Genomic DNA, 16885 nt, shown 5'->3' with positions numbered 1-16885 from the left:
CAGGCCGCAACGGCGCCACCCACACGGCATGCCCACGCCATGCCAGACTCCACCATCCCCTAACCGCCCTGCCTGCGCTGGCCTGCCACCGACCCTCGCGTGCACAGGACCGACCCTGACCCGCAACATATGTACCACCACCACCTGGACCGACTGCGGTCGACTGCTGACTCCTTACACCAGAGTACCGACAGCATGACGCAGACAACTCCCCCTCTCCACCAGGCACAGGTCATCCGTGCCTTGCCCGCCTGGATTCAGACGATGCACCCTGACCACACCCGCCACATCGTGCGCAGCCTGCGTAAGGACTACCTGGATGAATACGGTGCGCCCTACGCTTGGTATGCGGCCGCGCCCCCCGATATCCAGGCGCTGCTGCGGCGCCTCATCGGCTATCGGGAAACCCAGCTCAAGGCCTTGCATGGCGCACTGAGGGGATTCCAGGACATCAGGACGTTCTGCAAGCCTCTGCTGAAAGCACAGTTGAATCTGGGTGTCGAGGTAGACAAGGCGCAATATGTCCAGCAGCCGTACGAGGAGCTCACCCCGTGGAGGAACCCGCCTGGCCTGGAGTTCGAACTGGCACCTGCGGTGGAACTCGAACCCACTACCACGCGGCCCAAGGGAGCGGCACAGAAGCGTTCCTTGCTGGAAGCAGCCCTGCACAACTTCGAAGGGCTTGATGAAGTGGGGCCTTACGATACATTGGTCCTTGGCCCAGAAGACGACGGCGCACTGCCTCGGCTCGAGCCTTTAGCATTCGCGCGTCAATGCCGAGAACTGGACCTTGGGCAGAAGTACCAGAACCATCTGCAAGCCATTTACGAAGGGCCAAGGGGGAGTGAGATCGAACGGCTGTGGGGGCAGGCACAGCGCCAAGCACTCAAAGTCCAGGCCATGATCGCCTGGCTAAAAGGTTTGCTGACGAAGGCAGGCCGCGATGCACTGGTGGGGTTGTGCAACAACGAAAGCCAGCCGCACTACAACGCTCGGCCTCTTCGCTGCTGGCGATTTAGCCTATTCGGCATCCCGATCCATGATGTGTTGCTGCTGGGCGCTGATGATCCAAGCCAGGCAAGCCCCTGCGTACTCTACATCCCCAACGACACCGAACACCCGGTAAGGGAGTTCAAGTCATTGCATGACGTCGGCGCTTACTTGCGCAGCCGGTTGCTGCAAACCAGGTTCCGCCACCTGCTGATCAATTTCGCCTACAAGACCAGTCAGATCGAGCTGAGCCGCAAGCTCGAAGCCGCCCTGTTCGAAACAACCGACACGGGCGAGCGCAAACCGCGAAAGTCCCCACACATCCCTATCGTCCCGACCCTGCTGGCATTGCCGATATGGCACGCCTTGTTCAACGACCACAAGCAGCGCCTCATGGCTGACGCCAAAGTGATCGCCGTGCCCACTGCAGATGCCAACGCTGCGGCACGCCAGAAACGTCTGCAGCATTGGCTGGATACCGGCATGAACGTGCTCAACGTCGCCGCCTTCTTTGTCCCAGGGCTGGATGTCGTCATGCTGGGCGTGTTCACCTATCAGATCATGGACTCGGTGTTCACCGGCTTCGAGGCCTGGGAGGATGGCGATACCCAAGAGGCGCTGGACCAGCTTGAATCGCTGGCGGTCAATGCGGCGGTGATTGCCGGCTTCGCTGCCGGCACCTATGCACTGAAGGCGTCGGGCTTCGTTGATGCGCTGGAAAGCGTCTGGAAGGATGGCCGCGAACAGTTGTGGAAACCCGACATGCACCCATACGCCAGCAATGCAGCGCTGCCTGCCGATGCGCAGGCCGATGCACGAGGGCTTTACAGCATCGACGGCAAGCACCACGTGCTGCTGGAGGGTCAGCTGTATGAAGTGTTCGAGACCACCGACCGGCAATGGTATGTTCGCCACCCTGCGAGCACCGACGCCTACGCGCCACCCTTGCGTTACCTGGGCGACAAGCGCTGGCAAATGGCCCATGACGACCCGCTCGGCTGGAACGATGAAAAGCTGCTGCAAGGGCTTGGCACATTCAGCCAGGGACTACAGACAGCGGAGCAGCTCGCAGCCTTGCGTATTGCCGGAGACAGCGCTGACGTCTTGCGCTACCACCAGGTCAACGGCTCGCGCCCACCGGCCTTGCTGACCGACATCCTGCTGCGCCTGCAGCTTGACAACGATGCAACGGACATCATCAACCGGGTTCGGCATGGCCTACCGCTTGCAACCCACAAGAACTGGGCCTTGCCTGAACTTGTGGGCCTGCCAGGCTGGCCGACACGTTACAGGCTGAAGGTGTTCGCCGGCGCCGAAAAATGGGGAGATGCGGTCTATTACGGTGCTGCGGACGCAGGTGACGCGGTGCAGATCGAAATCGGCCGCGAGGAACTTGACCAGGGCCAGCTGAGCAAGGTCGTCCTGACCGCAATGGATGAGGACGCCATCGAGCAGCTGCTCCCTGGCATTGCTCCCGAACAACGGGAAAGGGCCTTGGACGAGCAACTGGCGAGCCGCCTGACAACGCGTCGTGGCGACGTCTTCGAGCGCATGCTCGAAAGCCGGCGAACACCCTTGAGCATTGAAGCGCAGACCATCAGCCGCCAGTTTCCCGGTTTGCCCGGCAGTGCCCTGCAAGCGCTCGTCGAACAGGCCAGTTACAGCGAACGCCAACGCTTGGCGCAAGGCCGCGTACCCTTGCGCGTGGCGGAAGAAGCACGCCACCTGCAAGCCCGTACCCGCCTTGACCGAGCCTTGCTTGGTCTGTATCGACCGAGCCTGGCCAATGCCGACAGCCAAGAGCTGCGCCAGGCCCTGTTGTCCAGACATCCACACGCGAATGAAGCCCAACTACTGGATTTCGCCGTTGCCGACCGGGCGGGCTGTGCCACGCTGCTGGGCCAGCAGCCTATCAAACCAGGCTGGCGTTCTCCCCTGCGACTGGCCCATGGTCGCATCGGTTACCCGCTCAGTGGCCGAGGCAGTGTGGGTGCTGCTGAACATCGGCTCCGTTCGCTGTTCCCCTCGCTCAACGCCAGCCAGCTCTCTGACTTGCGGGCCGAACTGAGCAAAACGGGTGATCTGGGCGCTGCGGTCAAGCAGTTGCAAGCAGAATGGCACACGCTTGGCCGCGATCTGGAGAACTGGATCTGGAGCGCCACTGACGTGTTCGAGCGGCAGGATCGACAGCGCTGCGCCTGGCTGCTCAAAGACGCTTGGCGGCGGGAAGGCGCAAGTGATCGCGAGACGCTGGTGCTGGAGCGTATGCGCATACCCCGGATGCCCGCAGTGACCGCCCGTCTGCCCCATATCCGCGAACTCAGGCTGACCGGGTTGGAGCTGCAGCAACTGGATGCCCAATTCCTGTCCTGCTTCCCCAATCTGCAGGTGCTGGAAGTGACCCGCAACCCGGCGATCAATGCCCAGAGGCTGTTCGACGCGCTTGCATCGGTGCCCCACCTGCGCAGCCTGGACCTGACAGGCAATGGCCTTGCCAGCCTCCCACCCAGTGCGCAAAACGCACTGACGGCGATGCCCGACCTGCGCCAACTGAACCTGCGGCGCAACCAACTGACACTGGATGAAACCACGCTGGCCTTTCTCGCCAGTCAACCACTGGACATCCTGAGGCTGGGTAGCAACCGCATCACCCTCGATGAGAACCTCGCCAGGCGTTTTCAGGATCTGGTTCATCCTCGGCAACTGGACCTCAGCTTCAACCCACTGCAGCGTGCACCCGATGTCCGTTACATGGCCCGCCTTCAGTATCTGGATCTTAACAACTGCGAACTACCCGCATGGCCCGAGGGCCTCACCACCTTGATGAGCCAGCCTCAATATCAGCTGCGCTATCTGAACCTTTCATCCAACCGCATCCATCACCTTGCAGACTTGTCGAACATACTTCGCAGCCCCTATGCGCGCGATGTCAGCGCCCGCCTGCCCGAGCGCCGCTGGCTATTCAACTACAACGGTCTGGAAGCCGAAACGCACAGGCGCCTGCGGGCCAGTGGCGTCAATGTCTTCGAACACGCACCCGAACGCCCCGAGTGGCAGGGGCTCTGGCGTGATTCGGCGAATGCGCACCAGGACCAGCTGTGGACAGACCTGTTCGAGCAGAGCGAAAACGGTGACTTGCAGGCCGTGTTGGAGCGCCTGACCTATTCGAAGGAAGCACAAAGCGATCCACACGGACTGCGCGAACGGGTATGGGCGCTGCTGGAGAAGGCCCATGAGGACACTGCGCTGCGCGAGCGCCTGAACGAGGTCGCACAGTTGTACCCCCCTACCTGCGGTGACGCAGGCGCCGAAGCCTTCAGCGCGTTGGAAGTGGAGTTGCTGGCCAGCCACGCAGCTGCTCAGGCACATGGCTCAGGCAAACCGTTGTTCGACCTGTACCGCCAACTGTATCGCCGTGAGAAGGTCAATGAACTGGCAGATCGCATCAGCTTCAAGCGCGGTCAGCGCAAGCAGGCGCTGCAGGAGAACGTCATGGACGACGAATTACCGGCCTATGACGAACTGGATCTGCCTTCTGCCTTCCCCGATGTAGCCCTGGAAACGGGCTTGGTTGACGATATCGAAGTCCGCTTGGCCTTGCGCCAGTCCCTGGCCAGCACGCTCGATTTTCCCGAGCCTAGCAGCGGCATGCTCTATCGTGATGCGGCAAGGATCAATCGGCAGATTATCGACAACGTGGATTCGGCGGTGCGCAAACTTGATGCCGACACCGCTGCCCGGCAGCAGTGGATTGCCCAACAGCCGGTCTGGGTCAAATACCTGAAAGTACATTACGCCAGTCAGTTCGAGGCCATCACCGACTTCTGGCGCCCTGGCCTCGACTATCTGTTCTATTGCTGGGATGCCGACAACGAGCCCATCACCCATCTGGACAGCGCCATAACGCGTGCATTGGGTCCGGTCATGCCAACCCCTCCCCTGGACGAAAACGGCGCGTTACGCCGTGTACCCCTTGGGCAACAAGCGTTCGACAACGCCACGAGCGCATTGGCGCGCGAGCAACAGCAAGTGGAGGCCGGGTTGCTGCTCAGCCTTACCCGGCAATTGGAAGTCATCGACGCTTGAGCGCTACTCAGTGACCGCGCAGGTCTTCGAAGAAGGCCTGCCGACCATCCACCTGGGCCGACGCGCGAGGCGCACCCGTCGCTTCGCCGTTGGCGGCCTCGACATGCCAGTAGCAGTGCCGTACCGCACGGGTCACCGCCACATAGGCCAGGCGCTGCACCTCTTCCTTCTGCGCCGTGTCGAACGGCTGCGCATCACCGGCCTTGCCCAGCCCGGCCTGGCGATACACCTGATTCTTGTAAGGCGAGCTGGTCAGGTACTGGCAATCGCCGAGCATGAACACCGCATCGGCCTGCAACCCTTTGGCGCTGTGGTAGGTCAGCTGGCGCAGGCGCCGTTGCTCAGCGGGTAACAGCGCTTCGGCGTGCAGGACGCTTTGCAGGTGATCGTTCATCAGGGCTTTGTCGCTGCCTTTGCGGTACAGCATCATCACCGACTCACCGCGCTGGTAATGCTCGATCAGTGTCTCGCCCAGCGCCGCCTCATCACGGTCGAAGACCCGCACTGGGGATACGGGCAGCTCGGCGGCCGGCCCGCTGGCGCGAGCCTTCTTGCCGGCAATGGCCGGAGTGCCCTTGACCAGGTGTTCGGCGGCGTCGATCACCTGCTGCTGGCAACGGTAGTTGTCGACCAGCATCACCCGGGTGTTGGCCGGCGACGGGAAGGCCTGGGTGAACTCCATGAAGTACTTCGGCGAACTGCCGCGCCAGCCATAGATCGACTGCCAGTCGTCGCCCACGCACATCAGCGAAGAATGCTGGGCATTGCGCCCGGTATGCATGGCCGGGCCGCGGCGGCGGATTTCCGCGAGGCTGGCGCGCAGCCAGCTGACGATCTGCGGCGAGACGTCCTGGAACTCGTCGATCATCAGGTGCACCAATGGCCGCAGCAGCGGGTCGGGCAGCAATTGCAGGTTCTCCGGGTTGTTCTCGCCGAACAGGGCGAACATGCGGTTGTAGCTCATCACCGGTGGCGACTGGTCGAGCAGGTGCGCTTCCAGGGCTTTCCAGTACAGCGCCAACGCCTCGAAGAACAGCGCGTCAGTGTCGCCGGACGGGAAGCTCATGGCCGCCACGGCCGGGTTCACCTCAAGGCCCAGGTTTTCGATGAAGTTGGCGGCGCCGACGAAGGCGTCGAGCAACGGCGCCGGGGCCAGTTCGCCCTTGACCTTGTACTCGAACCCGGGCCCGGCCACGGCATCGCCGGCCAGTGATGCCGCCAGGCGCCGGGCCATGGCGTAGTTGTCGAGCCAGATCAGCGGCTTGTCGCAGAACGCCTGCAACAAGGTGCGCTTGACCGCCCACTCGGCACGCACCGCCAGCTTGGCGCCGGGGCGTTGATACTGGGCGCTCTCCGCCGGGTCGAAACCCAGCACCACCCAGGCATCGAGGCCTTCCAGGCGGCCATGCACATGGAAGCGACTGCCACGGATCTCGACCGTTTCGCGGCAGGGCTCGATACCCTTGATTGGCCAGGCGCCAGCGGCAAACCACAGGTCCTCGATCACGTCGCACAATTCTTCGTCACGCTGTGCGGCCAGCTGGGTGACCTGCACCCGCTTCTGCACATCCGGGTGGTCCGGGTCCAGTGGCTTGAGTTGCAAGGCCTCACGGCGCAAGGTGGCGACGATCTCGGCGAAGCGTGGGCTGTCGCCGAGCAACTGGCTGTAGCACTGGTTGAGCTGTTGGCGCTGGGCATCGTTCAGGCGCAGGTCGAACGGGTTGCTCTCGGCTTCTGCCTCATGGCCAGCCGGCATCTCGTTGCCCAGGGTCTCGAACGCGCGCACCTGGCTGAAGCCCGGCAAGCTGCGCACCAACGGCAGGATTCGCGAATGGAAGGTACGCACCAGCTCGCGAGCCTTGGCCGGTTGCAGGTCGAGTTGCCAGAGGGCGAACACCTGCACCAGGCGCTTGATGAAGTCCTTGCGCGATTCCCGGGTGAAGGTGACCACGGTCATCGCGTCCAGCTCGTAGCCCAGGTAGTGACGCAGCAGCAGAATGCGTAGCACCAGCGAGGTCGACTTGCCCGCCCCGGCGCCGGCCACCACGCAGGTGGACGGTGTGTCGCTGAAGATCAGCTTCCACTGCGCCGCGCTGGGCTGGGCCTCGGCGGGCAGGCGCTGGGCCACATCAGCCTTGAAGCGCTTTTTCAGTTCGGCGCTCAACGGCAGGCGCCAATCGTCGAACAGGTTGTCGTCCTGCCCGGGCACGGCAGCGGTGTCAGGGCGCGCGTCGCGGATAACCAGCAACTGGCGACCGGCCTCATAACCAAGAGACCAGGATTCGCGGTGCTGCGCCTGCAGGCGGTTCAAGCCACGGCCCAGCAGGCGGGCGGCCAGGCGGCGCAACCACGGCAGTTGGGCGGGCGGGGTCAGTTCGGCGGGGGCCTGGGGTTGCTCGTGGGCCACGGTCACTCCGTTGAAAATCAGATCAGCGGCCATGTTCGCCGTATCTGCCGAAAATCACCAGCGAATGCTTGCAGATCAGTGGATTAGGCGATGAATCGCATAATCCACATCGCTACTATCAATCTATTTATATGATGATAATCAGCCGATATTTACGCTTATTTTCGATCTATTTTAGGCGCATCATGGCTCCATTCCACTGATTCAAGGAGCACGACCATGCTGCAACTGCGACCGTTCGAAGGCCTCGGCCATGCCAACCACGGCTGGCTCGATGCCCACCACCACTTCTCGTTTGCCGAATACTACGACCCGGCGCGCATGCACTGGGGCAACCTGCGGGTCTGGAACGACGACCTGATCGCCGCGGGCAGCGGTTTCCCGCCGCACCCGCACCGCGACATGGAGATCATCACCTATGTGCGTGAAGGTGCCATTACCCACCAGGACAGCCTGGGCAACAAGGGCCGTACCGAGGCTGGCGACGTGCAGGTGATGAGTGCCGGTAGCGGCATCGTGCACAGCGAGTACAACCTGGAAGAGGTCGATACCCGCATCTTCCAGATCTGGATCGTACCGGAGAAGGTTGGCGATGCACCGTCGTGGGGGACCCGCCCGTTCCCGAAAGGTGAGCGCGGCGAAGGCTTCGTGACCCTGGCCAGCGGCCGTGCCGGTGATGAGGACAGCCTGCAGATCCGTACCGATGCACGGCTGGTGGCCGCGACGCTGCGGGCTGGCGAAACCGCCGAATACCGCTTCGATGCCGGGCGCCGGGGTTACCTGGTGCCGGCCAAGGGGCTGGTGGAGGTCAATGGACTGCGTGCCAAGGGCCGCGATGGAGTGGCGATCGAGGAAGAGGAAGTGCTGCGGGTGACCGCGATCGAGGACAGCGAGATCGTCCTGGTCGATGTTGCATGAGTGAACGGGGGCTGCTTTGCAGCCCATTCGCGACACAAGGCCGCTCCTACAGGGGATATGCGATCTCCTGTAGGAGCGGCCTTGTGTCGCGAATGGGCCGCAACGCGGCCCCAGGGATCAATCAGGCAATCGCCGCATCCACCAGCACCTGCGCCTCTTCCACCAGGCGCTTGAGGTGCGCCTCGTCGACAAAGCTCTCGGCGTAGATCTTGTAGATGTCTTCCGTCCCCGAAGGCCGCGCGGCAAACCAGCCATTGGCCGTCATCACCTTCAAGCCACCAATCGCCTGGCCATTGCCTGGCGCCTTGCTGAGGATCTGCACGATCGGCTCACCGGCCAGCTCGGTGGACTTCACCTGCTCCGGCGCCAGCTTGCTCAGTGCGGCCTTCTGCCGGGCATCGGCCTTGGCCTCGACACGGGTGGCGAACGGCTTGCCCAGCGCCGCAGTCAGGTCGTTGTAGGCCTGGCTCGGGTTGCGCCCGGTACGGGCGGTCATCTCGGCCGCCAGCAGCGCCGGGATCAGGCCATCCTTGTCGGTGGCCCATACCGTGCCGTCTTTGCGCAGGAACGAGGCGCCGGCACTCTCTTCACCACCGAAACCGAGCGTACCGTCGAACAGGCCCTGGGCAAAGAACTTGAAGCCCACCGGCACTTCGTACAGTTCACGGCCCAGGCGCTCGGTGACGCGGTCGATCAGGCCGCTGGAAACCACGGTCTTGCCCACTGCGGCGTCGCTGCGCCATTGCGGACGGTTGCGGTACAGGTAGTCGATGGCCACGGCCAGGTAGTTGTTCGGTTGCAGCAGGCCATCGGCGGTGACGATGCCGTGGCGGTCATGGTCCGGGTCACAGGCGAAGGCCACGTCGAAGCGATCACGCAGGCCGATCAGGCCTTGCATGGCGTAAGGCGAGGATGGGTCCATGCGGATCTGGCCATCCCAGTCAACGCACATGAAGCGGAAGGTCGGGTCGACCTCGGTGTTCACCACTTCCAGGTTCAGCTGGTAGCGCTCGGCAATCGCCGACCAGTAGCGCACCCCTGCCCCGCCCAGCGGATCGACGCCCAGGCGCAGGTTGGCGCCACGAATGACGTCGAAGTCGATGACGTTTTCCAGGTCGGCCACGTAGTGGGTCACGTAGTCATGGCGCTGGGTGGTGGCGGCTTGCAGCGCCTGGGCATGCTCCATGCGCTTGACCCCGGCAAGGTTCGCAGCCAGCAGTTCGTTGGCCTTGGCCTCGATCCACTTGGTCACATCGCTGTCAGCCGGGCCGCCGTTGGGTGGGTTGTATTTGAAACCACCGCTCTGTGGCGGGTTGTGCGACGGGGTGATGACGATGCCATCGGCCAGGCCCTGGCTGCGGCCACGGTTGTAGCAGAGGATGGCATGGGACACCGCCGGCGTCGGGGTGTATTCGTCGTCCTTGGACAGCATCACCTGCACGCCATTGGCGGCCAGCACCTCCAGCGCACTGGCTGCGGCCGGCGCAGACAGCGCGTGGGTGTCGGCGCCGATGAACAGCGGGCCGTCGATGCCTTTTTCCTGGCGGTACAGGCAGATGGCCTGGGTGATCGCCAGCACATGGTGCTCGTTGAAGCTCAGGTCGAACGAGCTGCCCCGGTGCCCCGAGGTGCCGAAGGCCACGCGCTGGGCCGCCACGGCAGCGTCGGGACGGCCGGTGTAGTAGGCGGTGAGCAGGCGGGGGATATCGACCAGCACGCTGGCCGGAGCCGGCTTGCCTGCCAAAGGACTGAGCGTCATGCAAAAACCTCGAGTTCAACAGATGTTGGTGTTGGAACACGCAGTGTACTGGGAGTTGCAATGCCGTGCGATGGGGCCACCCAGGATTATTTAACAGCCACCTGCCACCATGCGGGAAACATCTGCTGTACCCGTTGCTCGGCGAAACGTTCATCGATCAGAACCAGTACACCGCGGTCCTGATCGCCACGAATGACCCGCCCGGCGGCCTGGATGACCTTGCGCACGCCAGGGTACAGGTAGGCGTAGTCGAAGCCGGCGCCAAACTGCCGGCCCAGGCGCTGCTTGAACTGTTCGTTGACCGGGTTGACCTGGGGCAGGCCGAGGGTGGCGACGAACGCCCCGATCAGCCGCGTCCCAGGCAAGTCGACCCCTTCGCCGAACGCCCCGCCGAGCACGGCAAAGCCCACCCCCTGCCCGTCCGCCACGAAGCGATCGAGAAAGGCCTGGCGTGCGCCTTCGTCCATGCCCGGCGCCTGGGCCCAGAGCGGGATGCCGGGATGACGCTCGCCGAGCAGGCTGGCCACCTGCTGCAGGTACTCGAAGCTGCTGAAGAACGCCAGGTAGTTGCCGGGCCGGCGCTGGTACTGATCGGCGATCAGCTCGGTGATCGGCGCCAGTGAAGCCTGGCGTTGGCGATAGCGAGTCGAGACCTGGCTGGCGATACGCACCTCGAGCTGCTCGGCACGGAACGGTGCCGCCACCTCCAGCCAGGCGGTATCGGCCGGCATGCCGAGCAGGTCGGAATAGAAATGCCGTGGGCTCAAGGTGGCAGAAAACAGCGTCACACTGCGCGCCGCCTGCATGCGCGGGGCAAGCAACCGGGCGGGGGTGACATTACGCAGGCACAGGCTGGCCAGGCGCTTTTTACGCGGGCCCTCGCGCAGGCTGACGTCAAACAGGAAATGCTCGTCGAAAAGCTCGGCTACGCGGCTGAACTGCAGCGCCTGGTAGAAGAACTGCAGCACCTGGGCATCGACCTCGGCGGGCGTTTCGTTCATGCGCTCCTGGATCAGCCCGATGCACCGCTGCAGGGCACTCAGGAAGGCCTCCGGCAGCTGATCGCTGGCCTGATACGGCGCGTGCTGCTCCTTGTACAGCGCGTTCCACTGCCGGTTCAACCGGTCAAGGGCGCTACCGAGCCCCTGCGGCTTGCTCTGGCGCAAGGCGAGCAGTTGGCCCTGGTCGAGGCTGGCGCTGTACATGCCGCGGCCACGCTCGACCAGGTTGTGCGCCTCGTCCACCAGCACCGCGACCCGCCACTGGTTGAGCTGGCTCAGGCTGAACAGCATGGCGTGAGCGTCGAAATAGTAGTTGTAGTCGGCCACCAGCACGTCCACCCAGCGGGCCATTTCCTGGCCGAGGTAGTACGGGCAGACCTGGTGCGCCAAGGCCACCTCGCGCAGACCAGCGCGATCGAGCATGGGCCGCAGGGCCGCAGCCTCGCGCGCGGCGGGCAGGCGGTCGTAGAAGCCCTGAGCCAACGGGCAGGACTCGCCATGGCAGGCTTTGTCCGGGTATTCACAGGCCTTGTCCCGGGCAATCAGCTCTAGGGTACGCAAGGCCGGCTGCGGCGTGCCCGCGCTGATCTGGCCCAGAGCGTCCAATGCCAGCGCCCGGCCCGGCGTCTTGGCCGTGAGGAAAAACACCTTGTCCAGCTGCTGCGGGACCATGGCCTTGAGCAGCGGGAACAAGGTGCCGAGGGTCTTGCCGATGCCGGTGCTGGCCTGAGCCATCAGGCAGCGCCCGGTGCTGACCGCCTTGTACAAGGTTTCGGCCAGTTGCCGTTGGCCCTGACGAAACTGCGGGTAGGGAAAGCCCAGGGCCTGCAAGCCCTGGTCGCGCTCGGCAAGGCGCTGTTGCTGGGCCTGAGCCCAGGCGAGAAACCGTTGGCACTGGGTTTCAAAGAATCCCTGCAATTCATTGGCGCGATAGTGCTCGCTGATCAACGTCTGGCAGTCGTTGTCGACATCCAGATAGACCAACGCCACCTCGATGGCCGGCAACTGCCGCGCCTGGCACAGCAGCCAGGCGTAGACCTTGGCCTGGGCCCAATGCAGTTGGCGGTGATTGGCCGGCTGCCGTGCCAGGTCACCGCGGTAGGTCTTGATTTCCTCCAGGCGGTTGGCGGCCGGGTCATAACCATCAGCGCGTCCGCGCACCTGCAAGCCCTGATACTCACCCTCGAGGGCGACTTCGGCCTCATAGCCCACAGCGCGCCGGGCGACCACGCGACGGTGCCCTTCGATACCTTCCTGCGCCGTGGGTGACGGGGTGAAGCGCAAGTCCAGGTCACCGACCTTGGCGCTGAACTCGCACAACGCCCGCACCGCCACGCGATAGCTCACGCTGACTCGCTCCAGCGCACATGGCAGACCGCCACCGGCAAGCCATGCTCGGCGCAAAATTCCAGCCAGCGCAGCTGATTGTCCTGCAGGCGGTCACCCGGGCCCTTGACCTCGACCATCCGATAGCGCTGCTGCTCCGGCCAGAACTGGATCAAGTCCGGCATGCCGGCGCGGTTGTTGCGGATATCCTGCAGCAGGCGCAGGAAGCACTGTTTCAAGTGCGCGGCGGGCAGGCACGCCAGTGCCTGATCGAGCAACGCTTCGCTGAGCATGGGCCAGAACACGAACGGCGATTGCAAACCTTGCTTGGCCGCGTAACAGTCGAGGATGGCCTGGCGATGGGAGCCATCGTCCAGACGGCCCAGGCAGGCCGCGAACTGTGCCTCACGCCGTTGCTGGAAATCGCTGTCATGCAAGTCCTGGGGCGCCGCCTGGAACGGGTTGAAGAAGGCACCTGGAACCGGGGCGAAGATCGCTTCCCAGCACAGCAGCCCGAACAGGCTGTTGAACAGGGTGTTTTCCACGTAATGCACCTGCCCTCCTGCTTGCGCCAGGTGTAGGCGCACCGCCTCCTCGACACCCAGCGCTGCCTGTTCGCGCGGCAACACCAGTTCGATGAGCTCCAGGGGGGCCGCGCGTCGGCGGGGCTGTGCGGGCCCGCCGAGCTTGCGCGCCAGCCGCGGCAACATGCGCTCCAGGGCTTGCACTTCCAGGGCGTTGGCCGGCTCGGCAGCCAGCGCCTGGGCCAATGCATGGGCCTGCTGCCAACGCTCGCTGCGCTCGAACACGCGAACCTGGCGGATACGCGCTTGTGCATGGCTGCTACGGGCATACACCGCCAGGGCCTGGTCCCAGTCACCCAGGCGCTCGCACTGTTGGCCCACGGCGAACAGCAGCCGCCCATGGCGCCGTGCCAGCCATGGGTTGTCGATACTCAGGCCGGCCAGTGTCGCCAGGATCGATGCGGGGTCCTCACCCTGTTCCAGACGCTCGGCACACTGGTGCAGCGCCATGGCCTGGTCGACCTCGCTGCGCTGCTGCAGGGCACGTGAGTCGGGGCTGAACGGTACCTGTTCGAAACGCAGCAGGCCCAGGTCAGCCAGCACGAAGTCCGACCAGTCCTGGTACAGGTTGCCGAAAAACAACAGGCGCATGCGATCACAAAGCGGCTGCAGGCACCACTGCACGATAGCCACCGGGGCCTGGGCGAACCACTCGAGCAAGGGCCTGGGGGCCAGCGCCAGGGGCCGCAGTTGTGCCAACAGGTCGCCCTTGGCCGCCCGTGGACGGCTCAACTGCCCAGCAAAGCCGAGGGCGAGTTCATCCTTACGCAACAGCGCGAACAGCTGCTCAAGGCTCAGGGCCTCGGGCTCGCGCACCCAACCCAATGCCAACAGCGGTTGCAGGGCAGCCAGGCTGTCACCGATTTCGGCATAGTCCAGGCGGTCACAGCGAAACAAATCACCCTTGCGCATCACCATGCGCACCATCAGCGCCTGGGACGGCTGCGCCAACTCGGCAAAGGCATGGAGAAAGGCCAGCTCCTGCTCATCGAGCAGGTCGGCGTAACGAGACTCGACCCACAGCAGCACCTGGCGAAAGTTGTGCAGGTAATACAGTGGGTCATCGACGGAATGGGCGATCACAGGACGGGGTCGGGCAGCAAGAGTGAGTACTGTTTATACATACAGACCGCGTACCCAGGCAAGCACCAGGGTTCATTCCGCCGACCTACCGACGAATGGTGCCGAACGCCAGGGCCCCTGCCAGGCTTTCCAACGCCTCGACCAGCGCCTTGGGCTGCTCGCCCAGCCACGTCAGCGCCAGGTGTTGCCGGTAACGCCCATGCAAACTGAATTGTTCACCTGCCAGCACCTGCAATGCCGAGCCCGCTGTTGCCGCCATGGCGTGTGTGCCCGCCAGCGACAGTGGCAGACGCACCCACAAGGCGCACCCGCCATCTGGCATGTCGAAGTCCACCTGCCGGCCCAGGACCGTACGCAAGTGCTGACCCAGTTGTTCCGTGCGCCCCTGCAGCGCCAGGCGTATGCGGCCCAGTTGCTCATCGATTTCGCCGGTCGCGATCATCTGCGCCAGCGCCTGCTGCCGCATCGGCGCCAACTGGAAGGCGCGCTGGGCAAACGCTTCCGGCAAGGCCGGGTGGCCCCCCAGCACGTAGGCATAAGGTGCCTCGGCCCCCACTGTGGACTCCAGCGAGCCCAGCACCAGCAGCCAGCGCGGGTCAATGCAATCGCGCAAGCGCCTGGTTGGCATGGCAAAGCACAACTCGCTGTCCAGATCGTTCTCCAGCAACCAGACCGGATGCAGTGCCAGCAGATCACCGAGCTGCTGCTGAACCCGCTGGGGCATCAGGCGCCCTACAGGCATACCCAGGCACGACGGCACGATCACCATGCGCACCGGCTCACATCCCAGCAACCTTGCCAGACTGGCGACATCCAGGCTGCCGCAGCTATCCAGCGGTACCTCGATGACCCGCACGCCGCAGCGTTGCAACGTGCGCAGGATCCGCCAGCAGCACGGCGAAGCGACCAGCACAGTGGCGCCTTGCAGCGCCAGCGCCAGCAGCAGGGTTTCCAGCACGGCCTGCACATCCGGGCCCAGGTGCACATCGTCCGGCCGCCAGAACTGACGGGAAGACCGGGTGTAGCGCTCTGCCAGGGCATCACGCAGGCGTGGCCCGCCCAGCAGGCGCGATGGCCGCCCACGCAGCCGCCCCAGGCGCCGCTCATGGGCGCACAGTGCGCGCTCCAGCAGCGGCTGCGCCGGCAGCGCATGAGCCGCATCGGCTCGGCCTGCCTGGATAGCGGCCTGAGCGAAGTAGCCGGACTTTGGCACCGACCGCACACGCCCTTCATGTTCGAGCAGGTTGTAGGCGGCCTGCACCGTGGCCAAAGAAACCCGCAGGCGCCTGGACAAGGCCCTCAACGAGGGCAAGCGTGGCTGCCCGCCCCGCTCCGCCTCGTCGATCAACGCAACCAGGTAGCGGTACACCACCTGATAGGCGAACTCACGCCCCATCAGGGTGATGCCTGCGTGCCGACGTGCGCGGGGCGGCCTTACGCTTCAGCAAGCGCAGTTGCACATCCCGTCGCGCCAGGTTGGCCAGCAAGTGCTCCATTCCAGGCCCAAGCCGCCCCTTGTAAACCATGCGCAGTTGCGCAAGCGTCAGGCCGCTGGTATTCACTATCCAGTCCTTGACCGCGTCAGGGCAGCTTTTGCCTTGCAGGGCGCGATGCAGGTAAGGCAATGCGACCAGCATGTCGGCATGCCGGGATTGCAGAAGACGCAATGCCTGCCTGGGTGCGACAGGCGCCTTGCAGCGAACTGCCAGTTCATGCAACTGCACCAGCGCCAGCGGGTCGACAAACGCCGACATCGGTGTGGCGTGCCGCACCGGCTCAGAACGCCCTCCCAGCACCTTGTCCAGTTCGCCCTCACCGAGCAGTTGCGCAAGCAGATCGTCGATCACGATGACCCGCAGCGGTAATGTTCTCGCCTGCGCGCTGCACGGCGTGGCAAGCGCCCCCCCCGGGAAGCCGGCGGCGACATGCAACTGACCCAGGCAGTTGGCCATGTTTTCAACACATTGATGCAGCGCGTCCGGGCCAGCCAAACCTGCCTGGCGCAGGCTCCGCCGGGCCCAGGCGGCAAAGCGCCGGCGCTGGCCGGCAGGCATGGCGGTGACCAGCGCATCGGCGCTCGGGTATGTAGCCAGTGCCAGACGAAGTGCATCGGCCAGTTCCAGGTGTGTGCGACTGCCCAGCAGTGCGTCCGGGTGTGCGTCGACGAGGTGGCCGAACAGGAGCAAGGCTTCACGTGCCAACGGCCAACCCCGGGTTGTGGCGTCGGCCTGACGGCAGAAAGGCACCACGGCAGCGCCATCGACCATTTCCAGTTGCACTCGCGGGTCGTCATGCATGAACAAGGCGTTGAAGTGGCGTTCGTGCTGCTCCAGTTGCGCGCCGCTGGCTGCCGGCAAACAACTCACCAGCACCCGAAGCTTGAACGTTACTGGAGCCCGCAAGGCGATGCTCAGCTGGGCTGCACGCAAGATCGCCAACAGCCGGGCACTGCGGCGATCGGCCCCCTGCACCACCAGCAACCTGAAAGTACCGATGTATTCCGGCCCACCGGCGGCCACCAGCAAACGCTGGATAAACAGTTGCAGCGAAACACGTTGTTCCTTGGACATATGGCTCAACAGGCGCTCCAGCACCTGTTGGTAGATAAAGTGCATAGCCTGGTCGTGAACAATACTCACGGCGTCACCTCACAACTTCATTCGCCGCACAAACGGGCCACCTATGAATGAGTGCAGCGGATTTAAATTAAGAAATTTCCTACAGCAAAACG

At 64.1% G+C, this 16885-nt stretch carries 8 protein-coding genes; 2 read left to right on the top strand and 6 right to left on the bottom strand.

The annotated features are described in order from the left end of the window. Nucleotides 1–195: 195 nt before the first annotated feature. Entirely contained in the window at nt 196–5076 is a 4881-nt protein-coding gene (locus J7573_RS08290; protein WP_363263416.1) for an NEL-type E3 ubiquitin ligase domain-containing protein, read from the top strand. 7 nt (nt 5077–5083) lie between these two features. Here the strand turns inward: J7573_RS08290 and J7573_RS08285 are convergent, their stop codons facing one another. Further along, nucleotides 5084–7516: a UvrD-helicase domain-containing protein gene (locus J7573_RS08285; RefSeq protein ID WP_294332332.1), complete on the bottom strand. Its 2433-nt coding sequence runs from the start codon at nt 7514–7516 to the stop codon at nt 5084–5086. Nucleotides 7517–7702: 186 nt separating this feature from the next. On the opposite strand from J7573_RS08285, the gene J7573_RS08280 reads away from it, so the two are divergent. Next, nucleotides 7703–8401, top strand: a complete 699-nt coding sequence (locus J7573_RS08280; protein WP_294332330.1) for a pirin family protein — start codon at nt 7703–7705, stop codon at nt 8399–8401. Nucleotides 8402–8522: 121 nt separating this feature from the next. Here the strand turns inward: J7573_RS08280 and pgm are convergent, their stop codons facing one another. The 5 genes from pgm to J7573_RS08255 all read right to left on the bottom strand — a co-directional run bounded on the left by pgm (nt 8523) and on the right by J7573_RS08255 (nt 16793). Next, nucleotides 8523–10160, bottom strand: coding sequence for a phosphoglucomutase (alpha-D-glucose-1,6-bisphosphate-dependent) (gene pgm / locus J7573_RS08275; RefSeq protein ID WP_294332328.1), 1638 nt, complete (start codon nt 10158–10160; stop codon nt 8523–8525). A gap of 86 nt (nt 10161–10246) precedes the next feature. Then, entirely contained in the window at nt 10247–12508 is a 2262-nt protein-coding gene (locus J7573_RS08270) for an ATP-dependent DNA helicase (protein WP_294332325.1), read from the bottom strand. Beyond that, on the bottom strand, nt 12505–14154 hold the full coding sequence (locus J7573_RS08265) for a VRR-NUC domain-containing protein (RefSeq protein ID WP_294332322.1): 1650 nt from the start codon (nt 14152–14154) through the stop codon (nt 12505–12507). Before J7573_RS08265 ends, J7573_RS08270 begins: the two co-directional genes overlap by 4 nt. An 85-nt stretch (nt 14155–14239) precedes the next feature. Next, a complete protein-coding gene (locus tag J7573_RS08260) occupies nt 14240–15550 on the bottom strand; it encodes a GntR family transcriptional regulator (protein ID WP_294332320.1) in 1311 nt (436 codons plus the stop codon). Then, a complete protein-coding gene (locus J7573_RS08255; protein ID WP_294332318.1) occupies nt 15540–16793 on the bottom strand; it encodes a hypothetical protein in 1254 nt (417 codons plus the stop codon). Before J7573_RS08255 ends, J7573_RS08260 begins: the two co-directional genes overlap by 11 nt. Between the last annotated feature and the right edge of the window lie 92 nt (nt 16794–16885).

The organism is Pseudomonas sp. (genome assembly GCF_017744435.1).
GTDB lineage: Bacteria > Pseudomonadota > Gammaproteobacteria > Pseudomonadales > Pseudomonadaceae > Aquipseudomonas.
The sequence above is the reverse complement of the archived record's forward strand: the minus strand, read 5'-3'. Positions and strand labels throughout refer to the sequence as shown.

Coding starts and splice junctions, on each gene's coding strand:
- J7573_RS08285 (WP_294332332.1), bottom strand. CDS start 7,516: ATGGCCGCTGATCTGATTTTCAACGGAGTGACCGTGGCCCACGAGCAA.
- J7573_RS08290 (WP_363263416.1), top strand. CDS start 196: ATGACGCAGACAACTCCCCCTCTCCACCAGGCACAGGTCATCCGTGCC.
- J7573_RS08260 (WP_294332320.1), bottom strand. CDS start 15,550: ATGGGGCGTGAGTTCGCCTATCAGGTGGTGTACCGCTACCTGGTTGCG.
- J7573_RS08280 (WP_294332330.1), top strand. CDS start 7,703: ATGCTGCAACTGCGACCGTTCGAAGGCCTCGGCCATGCCAACCACGGC.
- pgm (WP_294332328.1), bottom strand. CDS start 10,160: ATGACGCTCAGTCCTTTGGCAGGCAAGCCGGCTCCGGCCAGCGTGCTG.